The sequence below is a fragment of the Dactylosporangium sp. NPDC051087 genome, from assembly GCF_055586325.1.
Genome location: NZ_JBVJIJ010000004.1, coordinates 446,397 through 461,710, shown reverse-complemented (window position 1 = coordinate 461,710; position 15,314 = coordinate 446,397). Strand labels below are relative to the sequence as shown.

General features: G+C 69.7%; 17 protein-coding genes and 1 pseudogene. 8 read left to right on the top strand and 10 right to left on the bottom strand.

Annotated elements, in window-relative coordinates; genetic code table 11:
• Window positions 1-91: 91 nt before the first annotated feature.
• From ACZ6TV_RS11035 to ACZ6TV_RS11020, 4 genes are all read left to right on the top strand, one after another.
• Entirely contained in the window at window positions 92-874 is a 783-nt protein-coding gene (locus ACZ6TV_RS11035; protein ID WP_465296975.1) for a hypothetical protein, read from the top strand.
• An 83-nt stretch (window positions 875-957) separates the two neighbouring features.
• Complete coding sequence (locus tag ACZ6TV_RS11030) at window positions 958-3,012, top strand: hypothetical protein (protein WP_465296974.1); 2,055 nt, start codon at window positions 958-960, stop codon at window positions 3,010-3,012.
• Window positions 3,002-3,796 (top strand): hypothetical protein, encoded by a 795-nt coding sequence (locus ACZ6TV_RS11025; protein ID WP_465296973.1) that lies wholly within the window; start codon window positions 3,002-3,004, stop codon window positions 3,794-3,796. Before ACZ6TV_RS11030 ends, ACZ6TV_RS11025 begins: the two co-directional genes overlap by 11 nt.
• Window positions 3,797-3,924: 128 nt before the next feature.
• Complete coding sequence (locus ACZ6TV_RS11020; protein WP_465296972.1) at window positions 3,925-4,539, top strand: hypothetical protein; 615 nt, start codon at window positions 3,925-3,927, stop codon at window positions 4,537-4,539.
• 81 nt (window positions 4,540-4,620) lie between these two features.
• Here ACZ6TV_RS11020 and argG read toward each other — a convergent pair whose 3' ends face one another.
• Window positions 4,621-6,072, bottom strand: coding sequence for an argininosuccinate synthase (gene argG, locus ACZ6TV_RS11015; RefSeq protein WP_465296971.1), 1,452 nt, complete (start codon window positions 6,070-6,072; stop codon window positions 4,621-4,623).
• A 110-nt stretch (window positions 6,073-6,182) separates the two neighbouring features.
• On the opposite strand from argG, the gene ACZ6TV_RS11010 reads away from it, so the two are divergent.
• From ACZ6TV_RS11010 to ACZ6TV_RS11000, 3 genes are all read left to right on the top strand, one after another.
• Entirely contained in the window at window positions 6,183-6,509 is a 327-nt protein-coding gene (locus ACZ6TV_RS11010; protein WP_465296970.1) for a DoxX family protein, read from the top strand.
• Window positions 6,510-6,514: 5 nt separating this feature from the next.
• Complete coding sequence (gene sigJ / locus ACZ6TV_RS11005) at window positions 6,515-7,366, top strand: RNA polymerase sigma factor SigJ (RefSeq protein ID WP_465296969.1); 852 nt, start codon at window positions 6,515-6,517, stop codon at window positions 7,364-7,366.
• 85 nt (window positions 7,367-7,451) lie between these two features.
• A complete protein-coding gene (locus ACZ6TV_RS11000) occupies window positions 7,452-7,589 on the top strand; it encodes a hypothetical protein (protein WP_465296968.1) in 138 nt (45 codons plus the stop codon).
• On the opposite strand, the gene ACZ6TV_RS10995 is transcribed toward ACZ6TV_RS11000, so the two are convergent.
• From ACZ6TV_RS10995 to ACZ6TV_RS10985, 3 genes and pseudogenes are all read right to left on the bottom strand, one after another.
• The gene (locus ACZ6TV_RS10995) at window positions 7,583-8,851 is read right to left on the bottom strand and encodes a cellulose-binding protein (RefSeq protein ID WP_465296967.1); all 1,269 of its coding nucleotides are present in this window, start codon (window positions 8,849-8,851) and stop codon (window positions 7,583-7,585) included. The genes ACZ6TV_RS11000 and ACZ6TV_RS10995 overlap by 7 nt on opposite strands.
• A 122-nt stretch (window positions 8,852-8,973) precedes the next feature.
• Window positions 8,974-10,584: pseudogene (locus ACZ6TV_RS10990) on the bottom strand (DUF885 domain-containing protein).
• Between the two features lie 320 nt (window positions 10,585-10,904).
• Window positions 10,905-11,246, bottom strand: a complete 342-nt coding sequence (locus ACZ6TV_RS10985) for a hypothetical protein (protein WP_465296966.1) — start codon at window positions 11,244-11,246, stop codon at window positions 10,905-10,907.
• On the opposite strand from ACZ6TV_RS10985, the gene ACZ6TV_RS10980 reads away from it, so the two are divergent.
• On the top strand, window positions 11,239-11,553 hold the full coding sequence (locus ACZ6TV_RS10980) for a hypothetical protein (protein WP_465296965.1): 315 nt from the start codon (window positions 11,239-11,241) through the stop codon (window positions 11,551-11,553). The two genes, ACZ6TV_RS10985 and ACZ6TV_RS10980, sit on opposite strands and share 8 nt — an antisense overlap.
• A gap of 116 nt (window positions 11,554-11,669) precedes the next feature.
• On the opposite strand, the gene ACZ6TV_RS10975 is transcribed toward ACZ6TV_RS10980, so the two are convergent.
• The 6 genes from ACZ6TV_RS10975 to ACZ6TV_RS10950 form a co-directional block, all read right to left on the bottom strand.
• Complete coding sequence (locus ACZ6TV_RS10975) at window positions 11,670-11,834, bottom strand: hypothetical protein (RefSeq protein ID WP_465296964.1); 165 nt, start codon at window positions 11,832-11,834, stop codon at window positions 11,670-11,672.
• A 15-nt stretch (window positions 11,835-11,849) separates the two neighbouring features.
• Window positions 11,850-12,386, bottom strand: coding sequence for a transposase (locus ACZ6TV_RS10970; protein ID WP_465296963.1), 537 nt, complete (start codon window positions 12,384-12,386; stop codon window positions 11,850-11,852).
• Window positions 12,361-12,507, bottom strand: coding sequence for a transposase (locus ACZ6TV_RS10965; protein WP_465296962.1), 147 nt, complete (start codon window positions 12,505-12,507; stop codon window positions 12,361-12,363). Before ACZ6TV_RS10965 ends, ACZ6TV_RS10970 begins: the two co-directional genes overlap by 26 nt.
• A 274-nt stretch (window positions 12,508-12,781) precedes the next feature.
• On the bottom strand, window positions 12,782-13,450 hold the full coding sequence (locus ACZ6TV_RS10960; RefSeq protein WP_465296961.1) for an NADPH-dependent F420 reductase: 669 nt from the start codon (window positions 13,448-13,450) through the stop codon (window positions 12,782-12,784).
• A gap of 85 nt (window positions 13,451-13,535) precedes the next feature.
• Window positions 13,536-13,985 carry a hypothetical protein gene (locus ACZ6TV_RS10955; protein WP_465296960.1) on the bottom strand — a complete coding sequence of 150 codons (450 nt, stop codon included), beginning with the start codon at window positions 13,983-13,985 and terminating at the stop codon, window positions 13,536-13,538.
• Window positions 13,986-14,026: 41 nt separating this feature from the next.
• Window positions 14,027-15,295 (bottom strand): TolB family protein, encoded by a 1,269-nt coding sequence (locus tag ACZ6TV_RS10950; RefSeq protein WP_465296959.1) that lies wholly within the window; start codon window positions 15,293-15,295, stop codon window positions 14,027-14,029.
• Window positions 15,296-15,314 lie beyond the last annotated feature (19 nt).

Below are 15,314 nucleotides of genomic sequence, written 5' to 3'. Positions count from 1 at the left end.
ATTTCGACGGAATCTCCAGCGGTGCTCATCGATATACAGGAACGGTCGCCGGCGCCCGCCGTGCGGCACTGAGCGGTGAAAGGTGGCGACGGTGTCCGAATCGGCCCAGCCCAGACGCTGTGTGCTCGTCGCGGTCGACATGGAGCGCTACAGCCCGCGGGACAACCTGCGGCAGTACCGGGCGCAGCAATTGTTCCGCGAGGTCATGGACGAGGCGGTCGCGAGCATCGGGCTCGACCGCGCGCGCTGGACCACGCAGCAGAGCGGCGACGGCGAACTGGCGATCCTGCCGGAGGACACGTCGGAGCCCACCGTCGTGGCGGACTTCGTGCCGGCGCTCGACCGCATCCTGCGCGAACACAACCGCAGCCTGCTGCCCGAGGCGAAGGTCCGCCTGCGGGTCGCGATCCACCAGGGCCTGGTCCACCTCACCGGCGCCAACGGATTCCCCGGCGAGGCAGTGGTCGAGGTGAGCCGCCTGCTGGACGCCGACCCGCTGCGACGGGCGCTCGGCGCGTTTCCGCGGGCGTCGGTCGCGCTCATCGTGTCGCGCAGCATCTTCCAGGACGTCGTGCGGCACCAGTACCGCGGACTGCGCCCCGAACGGTTCGCCCAGGTGACGGTGACGGTCAAGCAGCTGACGATAGACGCCTGGATCTGTGTGCCGGACGAGGACGCGAGCACGGTCGCCTGGGATCCACCGGCGCCTGCCGCCCCTGCCGCCCCTGCCACCCCGCCACCGGCGAAGGCCGAGCCGGCACCCGCGACGTACCAGATCAGCGGCAACACCACCCACGGTCCCACGGTCTTCGGCTCGGGCGGCACGGCCATCGGCACCGTGCACGGCTCGTGGGACGGCAGGGCCGACCGGTGACAACCGTCGACCAGTCGCCGCCCCCGGAGCCGGCACCGCCGGAGCCGCAGCCAGACCAACCGCCATCGGGGCAACCGCAACCGGTGCCCTCGGAGCCGCAGTCGGACGCCGCGGCGCCGGTCGAGGACACCGACGATGAGGTGCGGTCGCTGGCCGCGAACATGATCCGGTCGTACGGCATCCTGGACTCGGAGTTCCTCGGGCCGTCAGCGATCGGCGCGGGCGCGACATCGATCGGTGCCGTCCTGAACGTCGGCGCGGGCCAGGCCCGCCGCCGATTCATCAACCAGCCGCTGGACGGCGCCGTGGTGCTGGAGCGAATCCACACCTTCGCCGCGACGAGCACCCCCGACCGTCTGGTCGAACGGCTCGCTCAACGCCCGGTCGCGTACCTCAGCGGACCCGCCGGCAGCGGACGGCTCACCGCCGCGCTGGTCGGACTGGCGCGCACCCACGCATCGGATCGGATCACCCAGCTTCACCTCGTCGGCGACGAGCCGATCCACGCGTATCTCTCGGACCAGAACCTCCTCAGACCAGACCACGGGCACATCGTCGAATTGGCGCGCTCCACCCAGCCGGACCCGTCCGAGTTGGCTCAGCTGTCCAACCTCGCGCGCGCCGCGCGGGCGGCGGTCGTGTTCGTTGGAGCCGCTTCCAGCGGGCAGCTCGTCGAATACCACGTGGAGCACTCGAGTCCCGACCCGCGCGACGTCTTTCTCGTCTGGTTGGAGCGGCGGCTGCGGGACCGGGGCCAGTGCATCGCCGTCTGTCCGACATGCGAGGGGGAGTGCATTCGTCTGTACCTCGAACGCTGCAGTGCCCACCACTTGCAGCACCTGTCCGCGACGACCATGACGGACGCCGTGCGGTTCGCGCAGCAGTTCGCCGACCTGGTGCCCGACGGCGCCGCGGCTGTCGACCTCCTGGCCGACCGGACGACCTTGCGAGCCAAGGCGGCGGATCTGCTCACCGCGACGACCGCACAGGACGGCTACCGGGGGCGCCGCCTCGCGCAGCACCGGCGTGCCGCCCGCCTGGCCTACGCCGTGTTCAACGGATACCCGCTGACCAGGGTCTTCGAAGCGACTGGGGCGTTGAGCCGGCGGCTCGACGAGATGGCCGGCCACGACCCCTCGGGCCAGACCGTTCTCGAGCACAGCCTGGACGACCTGCTCGACGGCATCCGCCAGGAGGCATCCGCACGCAATGTCGGCGCCGCGAGGATCGCAGAGCTCCGCCAGCCCGAGCTGGTACGTGGTCTGCTCGACGTCGCCTGGCACGAATACGACACGGCCCGCCAGCCACTGCTGGACTGGCTCGACGACCTGGTCGCCACTGGCGACACCCGTCCCGCCGCCGCGGCCGCCGGTCTGCTGTGCGAGTACGACTTCAAGCAGATCCGCCGGGAGTTGCTGGAGCGCTGGGCCACGAGCAACAGCCGTTCGCGCCGTGAGGCCGCAGCCATCGCGTGCGAACTCGCGGTGCACAACCCCGCGCTCACATCGCGGGTCCGGGAATGCGTCGCGGCGTGGGTAGGGCAGCCGGGCAACCGTCGCGACACCGCGGTCCGGACGTATGCCACGACCACCTTCAGGCGCGCCTTCCCGCTCGACGCGTTGGAGGTGCTGGAACGTGCGGCCTTCGACGACATGCAGCGGACCAGCAACGCCATCCCCGTCGGAGTCCGGGGCATCTACACGACCAACGGCGCTGCGGTGATGCGACGGCTGGTGCGCTGGCCTGAGTCTCCGTTCGCGAACGTGCGGAACATGGCCGGCCGTTGCCTCGTGCAGCTGGCGGACGTGGACGACGACGCCTGGCCGGCGTTGCTGCGCCAGACCGTCAAGGGTGAACTGTCCGCCGCCGATCACGCCGGGCTCTGGCCCGCCGCGCTGCTCAACCCGGCGACCGCGCGGCAGGCGTGGTCTGTGTTCGAACGGTGGATCGGGCTCGCCGCCAAGGACCCGCAGCTCGCCGAGGTGCTCTTCGACCTCTTCCGCCACGTCCTGCGCGACGGCCCGATCAACGTCCGGGCCCGCTTCTACCTGCGGTACTTCTGGCGGCACAGCATGCCGGACAACCCGCTCCTCGACACCGTCAACAGCATGCTGGAGGGACGACACCATGGGCACTGACGCATTCGCGTTCAACGAGCCGTCGAAAGAGACCTGGCTGCGCCGCATTGCGGACTGGTGGCAGCCCACCATCGTCGACGATCCCGGCCTCGAACCCGAGCTGACCGACTGCCGACCGGCCGCGTCGATCGCCCTGACGGCGAAGGGTGATGCCTTCGACTTCTCCGTGCGGCCGACGTTCACCTGGTACGCCAGGCGGATGACCCGGACGCGGTTCGAGCAGCTCATCGCCTCGTACACGCCGGACGTGGTCGACGCGCTGCGGCTGCGTACCGAGCGGATCGCCCGCACCTTCGAGCCGCACCGTTCACAGGACCTCGAGAAGCAGCTCAACGAGCGCCTGGCGGTCAAGGACTGGGTCATGGGGGAGCCCGGCGAGCAGATCACCTGCCGCCCCTCGGTCTTCGTCCTGCCGGATCCACGGGTGCGCGAGAGCATGCGACCGTACTGGCAGCGCCGCATCCAGATGCAGACCGACCACGAACTGGCGATGCGGCAGGCCGAGCTGACCCGCGAGCGTACCCAGGCGTGGTCGAAGGTCATGAAGGCGCTGGAGAGCGACCCGCGCAGCAGGCACGCCGCGTCGCTCGCCGAGCACGAGGCCTTCGCGGAGGTCTACACCGCTATGACGCAGGGCCGCAAGGACGAGCTGCTCAAGCTCATCGAGCTGCTGGAGAAGGCGGGCCACAGCTACAACGGGATCGGCCTGTACGAGTACGCCGAAGGCCTTGACGCGGCGCTCGCCGAGTACCGCAAGCGCGCCGAGGTCGACGCGATCGAGTAGCGGCCCGGTTCACCGGCAGGGTGTCGCGATCATGACATCACCGTTGGTGAGCCAATGCCTTGCGGGACCCGTGCCTTGGGGTGTCCGGCGGTGACGGGCCGCAGAGGGAGCCCACATGGGAGGTAGTCATGGGAATCGGAAAGGGTCTTGCGCTGCTGACGGTCGGTGCGGTCGCGGGGGCGGCGGCGTTCGTCGGCTACGGGGCGGTGAGTGGGGACGTCGCGCTGGACAAGGTGGCGCAGTACTCGTCGACCGGCGGTAAGAAGGCCGAAGTCGTCAAGTTCAAGCTGGCGCCGAGCTCCGAGCAGCTCGCGAAATGCATGCCGAAGGTCAAGGTCGACGTGAAGGTCACGCTGGAGACAGATGTGAAGGGGTTCGACGTCTTCGACGTGAGTGTGACGGGTGGGCCGGCGAACACGGCGTTCACGGTGTTCCTGCTGGAGGTGCCCGCGTTGCCGTTCGGGGCGGCGGAATACGTCGGGGACGTGTTCACCGACAAGTACGGCAAGGGGCGCACCGAGATGAAGCTCATCGTCGAAGAGGCGTTCTCCTCGACGCTGGTCGGCAAGGAGCGGGTCCGCAAGGAGCTCGGGCACGTCGGAATGTGGTTCGCCGACCCGGCCGGTGACGACTTCTGCCTCGGTGCCGGGCAGGGGCCGGTGACGCCGTTCGACGGTGACAACGAGGCGGGCACGCAGGTCTTCAATTCGGCGCCGTCGCTGCCGAAGGCGCCCCTTCCATAAACCGAAGGCGCCCTCCCATAAGCCCGAGGAAACATCGAAGCGGGGACCCGCAAAGGGTCCCCGCTTCAGCGGCAAAGGCGATCAGTCGGTGCCGGCCTCCATGGCGGCGTTGTCCAGGAGCTCTTCGCCGGTCTCGGCGACGCCGCGGGAGGCGATGGCCTCGGCGCCGCCTTCGGGCATGGTGCCGATGAGCTGGGTCGAGGACTGCTCGGCGCCGGCGACGAGCTGGCGGTGCTGGCCGCTGCCGACGATGCCGATGCGGGCGTACTGCTCCAGCTTGGCCCGCGAGTCGGCGATGTCGAGGTTGCGCATGGTCAGCTGGCCGATGCGGTCCAGCGGGCCGAAGGCGGAGTCCTCGGTGCGCTCCATCGAGAGCTTGTCGGGGTGGTAGCTCAGCGTGGGGCCGGAGGTGTTGAGGACCGAGTAGTCCTCGCCCCGGCGCAGGCGCACGGTCACCTCGCCGGTGATCGCGGAGCCGACCCAGCGCTGCAGGGACTCGCGCAGCATGAGCGCCTGCGGGTCCAGCCAGCGGCCCTCGTACAGCAGGCGGCCGAGACGACGTCCCTCGTTGTGGTACGCCGCGACGGTGTCCTCGTTGTGGATCGCGTTGACCAGCCGCTCATACGCGGTGTGCAGCAGCGCCATGCCCGGCGCCTCGTAGATGCCGCGGCTCTTGGCCTCGATGATGCGGTTCTCGATCTGGTCGGACATGCCCAGGCCGTGGCGGCCGCCGATCGCGTTGGCCTCCAGCACCAGGTCGACGGCGGAGCCGAACTCCTTGCCGTTGATCGTGACGGGGCGGCCCTGCTCGAAGCCGATCGTGACGTCCTCGGTCGCGATCTCGACCGCGGGGTCCCAGAAGCGGACGCCCATGATCGGGTCGACGATCTCGATGCCGGTGTCGAGGCGCTCCAGGGTCTTCGCCTCGTGGGTGGCGCCCCAGATGTTGGCGTCGGTGGAATACGCCTTCTCGGTGCTGTCCCGGTAGGGCAGGCCGTGCGCGAGCAGCCACTCGGACATCTCCTTGCGGCCACCGAGCTCGGTGACGAAGGCGGAGTCCAGCCACGGCTTGTAGATGCGCAGCGACGGGTTCGCCAGCAGCCCATAGCGGTAGAAGCGCTCGATGTCATTGCCCTTGAACGTCGAGCCGTCGCCCCACACCTGCACGCCGTCCTCGAGCATCGCGTGCACGAGCAGGGTGCCGGTCACGGCGCGGCCGAGCGGGGTGGTGTTGAAATACGCGCGGCCGCCGGAGCGGATGTGGAACGCGCCGCAGGCCAGGGCCGCGAGGCCCTCCTCGACGAGCGCGGCGCGGCAGTCGACCAGGCGGCCGATCTCGGCGCCGTAAGCGCCGGCGCGGCCGGGGACCGACGCGATGTCGGGCTCGTCGTATTGCCCGATGTCAGCGGTGTACGTGCAGGGCACCGCACCCTTCTCGCGCATCCACGCGACAGCTACCGACGTGTCCAGGCCACCGGAGAAGGCGATTCCGACACGTTCACCGACGGGCAGGGAGGTGAGCACCTTGGACATGTCGAAAGTATATGCATCCCACTGCATGATGATGCAACTTTGCCGAACGGCAGGTGTGACGGACGCCACTCGCATGTCACATTCGGCGCGCCGGCATCCGTCCTGCGGTCATGAACATCGTGATCACCATCGCCGCGGCGCTCTGGGTCGGGTTTTCGGCCGTTTCCGTCTTCATGCGGGCCAGGTGGGTCGTCGAGCCGCTCGCGGCCTATGGCGTCCCGACCTCGTGGTGGCCGTGGCTCGGTGCCGCCAAGGCTGCCGGTGTACTGGGTCTGCTCGCCGGACTGGTCGTCCCCGCGATCGGTGTCGCCGCCGGGATCGGCCTCGTGCTCTATTTCACGGGCGCCGTCATCACCGTGCTGCGCGCCAGGTCGTACTCGCACGTCGTGTTTCCGCTCATGTACATGGCACCGGTCGCGGTCGCCCTGGCACTGTAATGATCATGACGACCGACGTGTTCTTCGAGCACCGGCGCCTGCTGTTCTCCGTGGCGTACCGGATCCTCGGCAGCGCGACCGACGCCGAGGACGCGGTGCAGGACGCGTGGGTGAAGTGGTCCTCGGCAGACCGGTCCGAGGTGGTCGACGCACGGTCGTACATCATCCGAATCCTGACGAACGTGGCCATGGACCGGCTACGGGCGGCCCGGTCCCGCCGGGAGGTCTACGTCGGGCCGTGGCTGCCCGAGCCGATCGTCACCACCGCGGAGGAGGACGCCGATTCGGTGTCGATGGCGCTGCTGGTGGTGCTGGAGACGCTGAGCCCCCTCGAGCGCGCCGTGTTCGTGCTCAAGGAGGCGTTCGGCTTCACCCACGCGGAGATCGCCACCGCCGTCGAACGCTCCGAGGACGCCGTCAGGCAGGCCGGGCACCGTGCCCGCGAGCATGTGCGGGCCCGCCGGCCCAGATTTCACGCCGGGTCCGCGCAGCGGCGCGAGGTCACCGAGCGGTTCTTCGCCGCGGCCACCGGCGGCGACATCAACACCCTGATGCAGCTGCTCGCGCCGGGCGTCACCGTGTGGACCGACGGCGGCGGCAAGGTCCGGCAGGCGACCCGCCCCGTCACCGGCGCGGCGCGGGTCGCCGCGTGGTTCGCGACGCTGGGCCGGCAGCCGTACCAGGGGGTCGAGCTCGCCGACATGACCGTGGAGCTCGTCGAGCTCAACGGCGGGCCCGGGATCGTGTTCCGCGGCGCCGGTCGGGTCATCGGCACCCTGACGCTCGACCTCGACGAGCAGGGGCTCATCGCCGGCATCTACAACGTTGCCAACCCCGACAAGCTCCGCGGGATCTGAAACTTTCCCGGGCCTCCGCTGGTGCGCGGGCCATGCGGCGCCGCGGCGTTGCCCGCCGTCTCCGGCCGGCCCTACCGTGCGCCGCATGTCCCGTCTTTTCGCGGTGGCCGTGGGGGTTGTCGCTGTTGCCGTCGCCGCCACCGCGACGCTGCTGATCCTGACCGCCGGCCGGGCCCCCTCGGGCGCCGGCGTGTGGTCGCTGGTCTACCGCACCCTTCAGTAGCCGTATCTGGACTTCAGGTGGCGCCACCAGTCGCGCAGCATCCACGCGTCGAACTCGGTGATCGACGTCGCGGAGCCCGCCTTCATGAGGAAGCCGCCGACGCCGGTGGGCGTCCAGTCGTAGAAGTCGTCGAGACCGAAACTATGACCGATCTCGTGCAGCAGAATGTGGATGTTGTCGTTGTTGACGGCGCCGACGAAGTACTCGCTGCCGACCCGCTGACCCCAGTCGCCACCGGCGCCGCCGTTCATTCCCGCGGTCAGCCACAGTGACATGTCGTAATGGTGCGAGGCGCCGCCCGGGCAGTTCGGGTAGTTGCCGCTCACGTTGAAGAACCGGCCGCACGGCTCCGAGCACTGCGGCGCGTTCTCGCGGATGTTGTTGACGTAGACGTCGACCGAGTTGTCGCTCCACTGCAGCGTCGCCCGGTCGCGGACGGCCCAGCCGACGACCTTCAGCGGCACATTCTGGTAGGGCCAGCCGTTGTGCCCGGCCATCACGTCCATCCATTTCTTGAACTGCCGCGCGAGCGACGCGTGGATCTGGTCGCGCAGCGCCGCGCTCACCGGTGCGCTGGAGTCCCAGCGGACGCAGTAGTTGATGCTGCCCCGGTTGGCGAACACCTGGTCCCAGCCGTAGTTCCGGAATCCGTACAGGTTCGGATACGTCTGCTCGACGTGCTGCCAGACCTGGTTGAGCGGGGTGACCAGGCCGGCCGGCGGATTCCAGCCGCCGCTGCTCTGGCCGATCGCCGTGGTGTACGCCCGCAGCTCCAGCACCCCGACCGAGGCCGCGCCGCTCTGCAGGACGAGCCGCAGCCTGGTGGTGCTGACGGCGGAGAAATTGACGGCGTTGTACTGGTTGACGGCCGTGGGATAGCCGGTCGCCCCTGAGACGTCCACATAGGACGAACCGTTCCACGACTGCAGTCGCCACGCACTCGGCGTACGGACGCCGCCGTTGTCGTCGAAGAAATAGACATCGGCGGACCTGAGCGACTGCGCGGCGGACCAGGTCAGCAGGACCCATTGTTCGCCGGTGTTCGGCCATGTGCCCCACCGGCGGTTCACGGTGTCGTTGGAAGTGGCGGGGTCGATGCCGTCGTTGACCGCGGCGACGCTTTCCCACGGCGAGGTGTACGACGCGGTCGCAGTAGCCGTGCGGGCGAGGTTGTCGCTCTGCCCGGGCGCGGCCTCGGCGACCGTGGCGCCCCCGGCGAGCATCGCGAGGGCGGCGAGGGGCACGACGATTCTTCGGAGCATGGACCTGATTCCTTCCGTTGCCGAAATCCTTTTCGACAACGTGGCGTCAGGGTTGACGTCTGTCAATGCTCCGATGTGCCGCGCCCGGGTTTACGCGGACCGAAATGTTTTCGGCGTGAAAGTTACCATCTGGCCGCCACGAGCTCCTCGAGCGTGTCCAGCGGCAGCGGCCCGTGCGCGAGGACCTCGTGGTGGAACGCGCGGATGTCGAACGCCGGCCCCAGCGCCGCCCGCTCCCGCTCCCGCAGCTGCTGGATCCGCAGCCTGCCCAGCATGTACGCGAGCGCCTGCCCCGGCATCGCGATGTAGCGGTCCACCTCGTTGGCGATGTTGGTCTCCGTCAACGCCGTGTTCTCCCGCATGTACGAGATGGCCTGCTCCCGCGACCAGCCGAAGTGGTGCATCCCGGTGTCCACGACCAGCCGGCACGCCCGCCACGCGTCGAACGACACCATCCCGAGCCGGCTCAGCTCCGACGTGTAGAGGCCCATCTCGTCGGTGAGCCGCTCCGTGTACAGGCCCCAGCCCTCGCCGTGCGCGTCGAAGTACGTGAACCGCCGGAAGCGCGGCAGATCGTCCCGCGACTGGGCGACCGCGATCTGCAGGTGATGCCCCGGCACACTCTCGTGGAACGCGAGCACCTCGTACTCGAACCTGGCCCGCGACTCAGGCCGGAACGTGTTGACCACGTGCGCCCCCGGCCGCTACCCGTCGGCCGCCGGCGCGACGTAATACCCGAGCACCGAGTTCTCCGCCTCGGCCGGGTCCATCTCCTTCACGACGCACGGCGCGATGCTGTAGCCCCCGAACCAGTCGGGCACCGCCTCCTCGGCCCGCCGCAGCGCCTGCGTCACCGCGTCGACGATCTCCTCTTTCGCGGTGAACCGCAGCTCCTTGTCGCCCCGCAGCCGGGTGATCGTCTCCTCGGCGCTTTTGGCGCCCAGCGCCCGCCCGCCCCGGTCGGCGAACTCCTCCCGCAACCCGGCCACCAGGTCCAGCCCGATCTGATGAATCTCCTCCGCCCCGAGCGCCGTCGTGGTGTACGCCCCGATCAGCGTGCGATAAGCCTCCGGCCCACCGGGCACGTGACACAGCCCGACCTCACCGTCACCCCGGGCGACGGGCAGGAGCTGCTCGGCGAGCACCGTCCTGAACCGGACCAGCGCCGGCCGGACCTCTTCCTTGACGAGGTCGGCTGTTTCTGGCGCCTGCCGCAGCAGCGGGTCCCGCTCCACGGGCGTGCTCAGATACCCGTCGACCTGCGCGATCGCCTGCCGGACCCCGAGCGCGGTCGGGAACCGTCCGTCCGCCGCCGCCTGCCCGTACCGCTCGGCGTGCCCGTCGAAATACCCGGCCAGCTTCCCGAGCCGGGCGACATACGCCGCGTCCCTGGTCATCGGCACCGCCGACACGACCTGCGCGAGCGGCCCGGCGATGCTCGCGGTCACCGCCACTTCACTGATCCCGTCGTGCAGAATCCGCTGCTCGTCCCGCAGCAGCCGGCTCAGGATCGTATGACTGATCTTCTCCTGCGTGCTGAGCCCTTCCCGCGCGACGGTGCCCAGCTCCGCCTCGACCCGCGCCAGCCTGCCCCGCTGCGCGTGCGCCGCTTCCCTGCTCGGGTCAGGCACCTCAGCGTCCCGCCCCTCCACCCCGAACACGGTGGCCAGCAACGGATCGGCATCGAAGTGCAGCCGGAAGTACTCCTCACCCAACCGCCCCAGCGTGTCCATCGCTCCACCGTAACCCGCCCCTCTACCCCCTCACCCGCCACGCGGCTCCGCCGTGCTCTGCTTGGCAACTGGTGCTCCACTCCGCGGCAGGCACTCAGCGCCAGAGTGTTCGGCGTCGCGGCGCTCTGCGCCGACGCGACTGGTCGGCGGTCCCGGTGGGGCTGTTGCCATGATCGGTGCCGATGCGTGGGATTGGCTCTCGCTTGATCTGGCCGCCTGTGGGTGTGCCTTTCGAAGGACCTGTCGTCCCGGTGTCGGCGCCGACCTGGCGCACCGACTGGCCTGATCAGAAGCCTGTCCGAGACGCGTCGCGTGACCCGTCACAGATGTACCGTTCGGTGCCACCCGCCAGGAGCGTTTCCGGTTCTCTGGCGAGAGGGGTTCGTTGGTGGTGACACGCACCTGGACACGCACACGTTGGAGATGGCGTCGTCGGTGGTGGTGCCGTTGGCGACGTTGCAGATCACGAACGATGCGGAGGGCTTCGCTGCGAACGACCGAGCCGGTCGGCGCGCCGTCAGGGCAAGAGCGATGCGCTGGATGCGCATCTGGCGGTGCTGCGCACCCTGCAGTTGCCGGTAGAGAAGTTGCCGGTGCCACGCTGCGATGGCGAACGCGAGGCGCTGCGGACCCTGCTCAGCGCCCGGCAAGAAGATGGTCACGACCAAGACCCGTCAGGTCAACCGGCTCCGGGCGTTGCTGCTGACCGGGTCTGACGCGGACCGGGAACTGCTGCCTGACGCGATGAGCGGGCCGCGACTGACCGTGATAGCTCGTCGCCGCGACGCCCGCACCGAAACGCGGGAACAGGCGATCCGTCGCAGCGAGGCGCGCCGGCTGGCGCTGGCCATCGTGGAGGCGGACCGGTCGCTGGCCGACAACAAGCAGGAACCTGCCACCTCAGTCGCCCTCATTGCGCCGAAGCAGCCCGTCCAACTCGGCGTCGCTGTCCGGTCTCTTGATCGCTGACGCCCGGCCGCTCGCCAACGCGCACCCGGGCGCTCCGACGCTCCGCATCCCCGCCGCTCGCCCGCGCAGCACCTTCGCCGCTCACCTGCCTCAGAGAGTGTTGGGTAACTGGAGGGCTACTTCTGGTTGAGTTCGTCGTTCAGGCGTCGGGCTGCTTCGGTCTCGATGGGACCCTGCGGCTTGATGTCCTCACCGGCCAGACGGGCAGCCATCAGCCGGATCATCGCCACCTTGATCATCGCTTCAGCGTGCGCGGGTTTGCGCTCGTCGTCGCGGGCCAACCTTCTGTACCGTCCTCACCAGGAGAAAGTCCGTTCCATCACCCACCGCCGGGGCAGCACCTGGAAGCCTTTCACGTCGGCGTTGCGCGGCACGATCTGCGGTTCGGCACCGGCGTGCTCCCGTGCCCAGGCCAGGAGCCCCTGATCGACGCGGTTGACGTATCCGGTGTCGGCCCGGACCAGTCCCAGCAACGGAAATGTCGCGGTGATACCGGCGAGCACGAGCTTGGCGCCGGCACGTTCCTGCACCGAGGCGGCGTGCACGGCCGCCTTGAGGAGAAGCCCGCTGGTGTCGACGAGGATGTGCCGTTTGCGGCCACGTGTGCGTTTGCCCGCGTCCCAGCCGATGGCATCACCACCTTCGTGACTGTGCGCGGTCTGCGAGTCCAGCACCGCGGCCGACGGCTGCGGGTCACGCCCTTCGGCGGCACGCACCAGAGCCCGCAGCTGATCGTGGACCCGATTCCAGATGCCGTCGGTGCTCCAGCAGCGAAACCAGCGGTAAGCGACGTCCCACGGCACCAGATCATGGCACCAGATCATGAGGAACATGCCGCCACGCGGTCCCGGTACGCAGGACGTACAGGATCGTGTCGATGATCAACCGCCGGTCATAGACCAGCGGCCGTCCACCACGACGCGGATCCCGACGCGGTAGAAGAGGTTCCAGCACCGCCCACTGCAGATCGGTCAGCGAAGACTCGTACGCCGGTTTACAAACACATAGACGCAGATGCGATCTTCACTGACACAGTCAGCAAAGATCACATCGAGGTAACACAACGCACTCTCAGACCCACCTTCGACCCGCCGACCCGCCGACCCGCTCAGCCGGCCCGCCCCGCTCAGCCGGCCGCCCCGCTCAGCCAGCCGCCCCGCTCAGCTGGCCTGCCGCCTCGCTGGGCCGGCGGAGGGTTGCTGTCTCTGGCGCACGCGGGTGTCTGTCGCTAGCGCTCGGCCTTCTCGACCGCGGCCCGCACCACGTCGGCGCTGGCAGGGTGGCCGGCCGGGTCGTCGAACGTGCCATACGGAGGGCCATACGCCGGGGTGTCCGGCTGATAGCGCCACCCGTCCGCCAGGGCGCCCACGTCCACGGCGTCATAGCCGATGGCGTCCAGGAACTCGATCACCGCGCGCTTCGCCGTCGTGTCGTCGCCGGCTACCGGCAGGGCGGACCGGTCGGTGGCGCCCGCCGGGCGGGGGAGGGAGCCCAGGTGCTTGTAGAAGATGTTGTTGAAGACCTTCACCACGCCCGCGCCTTCGAGGTGGTGTTGCAGCAGCTCGCTGCTGGTCGTCGTCGCCTCGTCCAGCTCGGCGAAGGTGCCGTCCCGCTGCGGGTAGTAGTTGTTGGTGTCGATGACGGCCTTGCCGCGCAGGGGTGCGGCCGGCACCGCCTGATAGGCCTTGAACGGGACGCTCACCACCACGATGTCCCCGGCCTCTGCCGCCTCCTGTGAGGTGGCCGCCCTGGCCCGCGGGCCGAGCTCGGCCACCAGGTCCTGCAGCGTCTCAGGACCGCGGGAGTTGCTCACCACCACGTCATATCCTGCCGCGACCGCCAGCCGCGCCACCGTCCCGCCGATGAACCCACTACCGATGAACCCGATCGTCGTCATATCGCCGACAACCCCGCCCACCCCTCACCGATTCCCCGCCACGCCGGTGGGGAATTGTGACGCAGATGACTGGCCGCGAGGGGTTTCATGCCAGGTCCAGGAGGTAGTTGCTGGGGCCCCAGGCGATCTTCCACTCCTCATAGACGCCGAGCCGGCCGCAGGACAGGCACCGCAGGCCAACCACGACCCAGCGGACGTCGTCGCTCTCCTCGTGCAGCGAATAGCCGACGGCCCCCGCGAACTCCTCGGCCCCGCACGGGCAAGCGCACCGGCACTGCACGTCCTCGTCGTCGTCCCAATACTCGACGCTGTCGGCGATCAGGTCGTGCCGCCGGCAGTCCAGGCACGTGCGCCGCACCGCCTGCGCCGTGTCCATCACCCGCACCTCGAACCGGCGCCCGTCACACGACCTGCAGACGCACTCCCGCACCACGTCGACCGGAAACCCGCCCGGCACCGGCCGCTCGAGGAAGCCGGCGAGATCCTCGAAGGACCCACCGACGACCAAGGACCCACCGACGACCGGCTCGGTCATGAGGGCACCTCCCCGTGGTCCCGACCTCGACGCAACCGAGCCTAGCCACGAGGTACGACAACTTCGACGATCGCGAAGTCCGAGGGTTGCGACGGGGTGGTGGCGAGCGGGCGGAGGAAGCGCGGCGCCGTCGCGGGGTCGATGTCCGCGGACTGGACGAACACCTGGCCGGCGGTCGCGTGGCCGGCCGCGATCAGCTGTGCGACCAGGGCCCGGTGGTCGGCCGCACGCAGTGCCTGCCGGGACTCGCGCCCCGAGGCGTCGAGGTCGGCGACCGCGAAGCCGCGGCTGGTGAAATACCCCGGGTCCGTTCGCGGTCCGGCTCCCACGCGCACGATCAGCGGCGCCGGACGGTCCGCGGCGGCGTCCGAAGGCCGGTACACCAGCACCATCAACTGCGCGGAGCCCTGCACGACGAACTGCTCCGGAAGCGCGGCGTCGAGATCGACGATCGCGACCCGCTGCTCCACTTCCGGCGACGATCCGATCAGCGCCACCGAGGAGCCCAGTGCCACCAGGCAGGGTTCGATCGAGGTGTACGGCGTCGGCACCGGCGAGACCGACCCTGACCCGTCGGCGACCACCAGCCGGTGTCCCGGCCCCTCGCGCACGATCATGGCAATGCGCCCGTCGGCGAGGAAACAGTAGGACGCGTGCCCGAGCTCCCACGGCGTCGCCGCGCACTCCGCGTCCAGCGGGGCGATGGCCGTGCCGTCGTGGCGGTACAGGTTCCACCAGCCGGTCCGGTCGGACATGAAGTACAGCATCCCGTCGGGACCCCAGCGCGGCTCGAGCGCCGACTCGTCCGGGCCGCCCGCCACCCGCATCGGGTCGCCGATCTGGCCGCCGGGATCGTAGGCGGCGACCCACAGCTCGCACGCGTCCCACGGCATGTCCCGCGCGCTCCACCAGGTCCAGGCCAGCATGCCTTCGGTGGGCCGCGGCGCGCCGAAGAACCCGGCCGCCTCCGCCAGCACCCGGACGTCGCCGCCGGCCAGCGGGACCGCGACCAGCGCGTCGCCGGACCCGTCCTCCCGGACCGCGAGCAGCTCACCGTCGCCGAGGACCAGGTCGCCGAACGCTCCCTCGGCGACCAGCGTCCCGTCGCGGAACAGGCCCTCGGGCGTGGCGCACCAAATGCCGGAGGCCGTGACGAGATGGTCGCCGCCACCGTACGTGTGTGCGCCGCCCCCGACGCGCACGCCCGGCGGGGTCACGTCACCGGCGTCCTGGCGCATCAGCCGCCCGCCGTCCAGCCAGTGCAACACGCCGCCGTCGCCGCGCAGCGAACCGAGATCAGGGCCAGGCACGCCCCGATTCTCCATTACC

Bases quoted from the DNA above. Each gene is read 5' to 3' on its own strand.
- ACZ6TV_RS11025 (WP_465296973.1), top strand. From the start codon at position 3,002: ATGGGCACTGACGCATTCGCGTTCAACGAGCCGTCGAAAGAGACCTGG.
- ACZ6TV_RS11020 (WP_465296972.1), top strand. From the start codon at position 3,925: ATGGGAATCGGAAAGGGTCTTGCGCTGCTGACGGTCGGTGCGGTCGCG.
- argG (WP_465296971.1), bottom strand. From the start codon at position 6,072: ATGTCCAAGGTGCTCACCTCCCTGCCCGTCGGTGAACGTGTCGGAATC.
- ACZ6TV_RS11010 (WP_465296970.1), top strand. From the start codon at position 6,183: ATGAACATCGTGATCACCATCGCCGCGGCGCTCTGGGTCGGGTTTTCG.
- sigJ (WP_465296969.1), top strand. From the start codon at position 6,515: ATGACGACCGACGTGTTCTTCGAGCACCGGCGCCTGCTGTTCTCCGTG.
- ACZ6TV_RS11000 (WP_465296968.1), top strand. From the start codon at position 7,452: ATGTCCCGTCTTTTCGCGGTGGCCGTGGGGGTTGTCGCTGTTGCCGTC.
- ACZ6TV_RS10995 (WP_465296967.1), bottom strand. From the start codon at position 8,851: ATGCTCCGAAGAATCGTCGTGCCCCTCGCCGCCCTCGCGATGCTCGCC.
- ACZ6TV_RS10980 (WP_465296965.1), top strand. From the start codon at position 11,239: ATGGTCACGACCAAGACCCGTCAGGTCAACCGGCTCCGGGCGTTGCTG.
- ACZ6TV_RS10970 (WP_465296963.1), bottom strand. From the start codon at position 12,386: ATGTTCCTCATGATCTGGTGCCATGATCTGGTGCCGTGGGACGTCGCT.
- ACZ6TV_RS10960 (WP_465296961.1), bottom strand. From the start codon at position 13,450: ATGACGACGATCGGGTTCATCGGTAGTGGGTTCATCGGCGGGACGGTG.
- ACZ6TV_RS10955 (WP_465296960.1), bottom strand. From the start codon at position 13,985: ATGACCGAGCCGGTCGTCGGTGGGTCCTTGGTCGTCGGTGGGTCCTTC.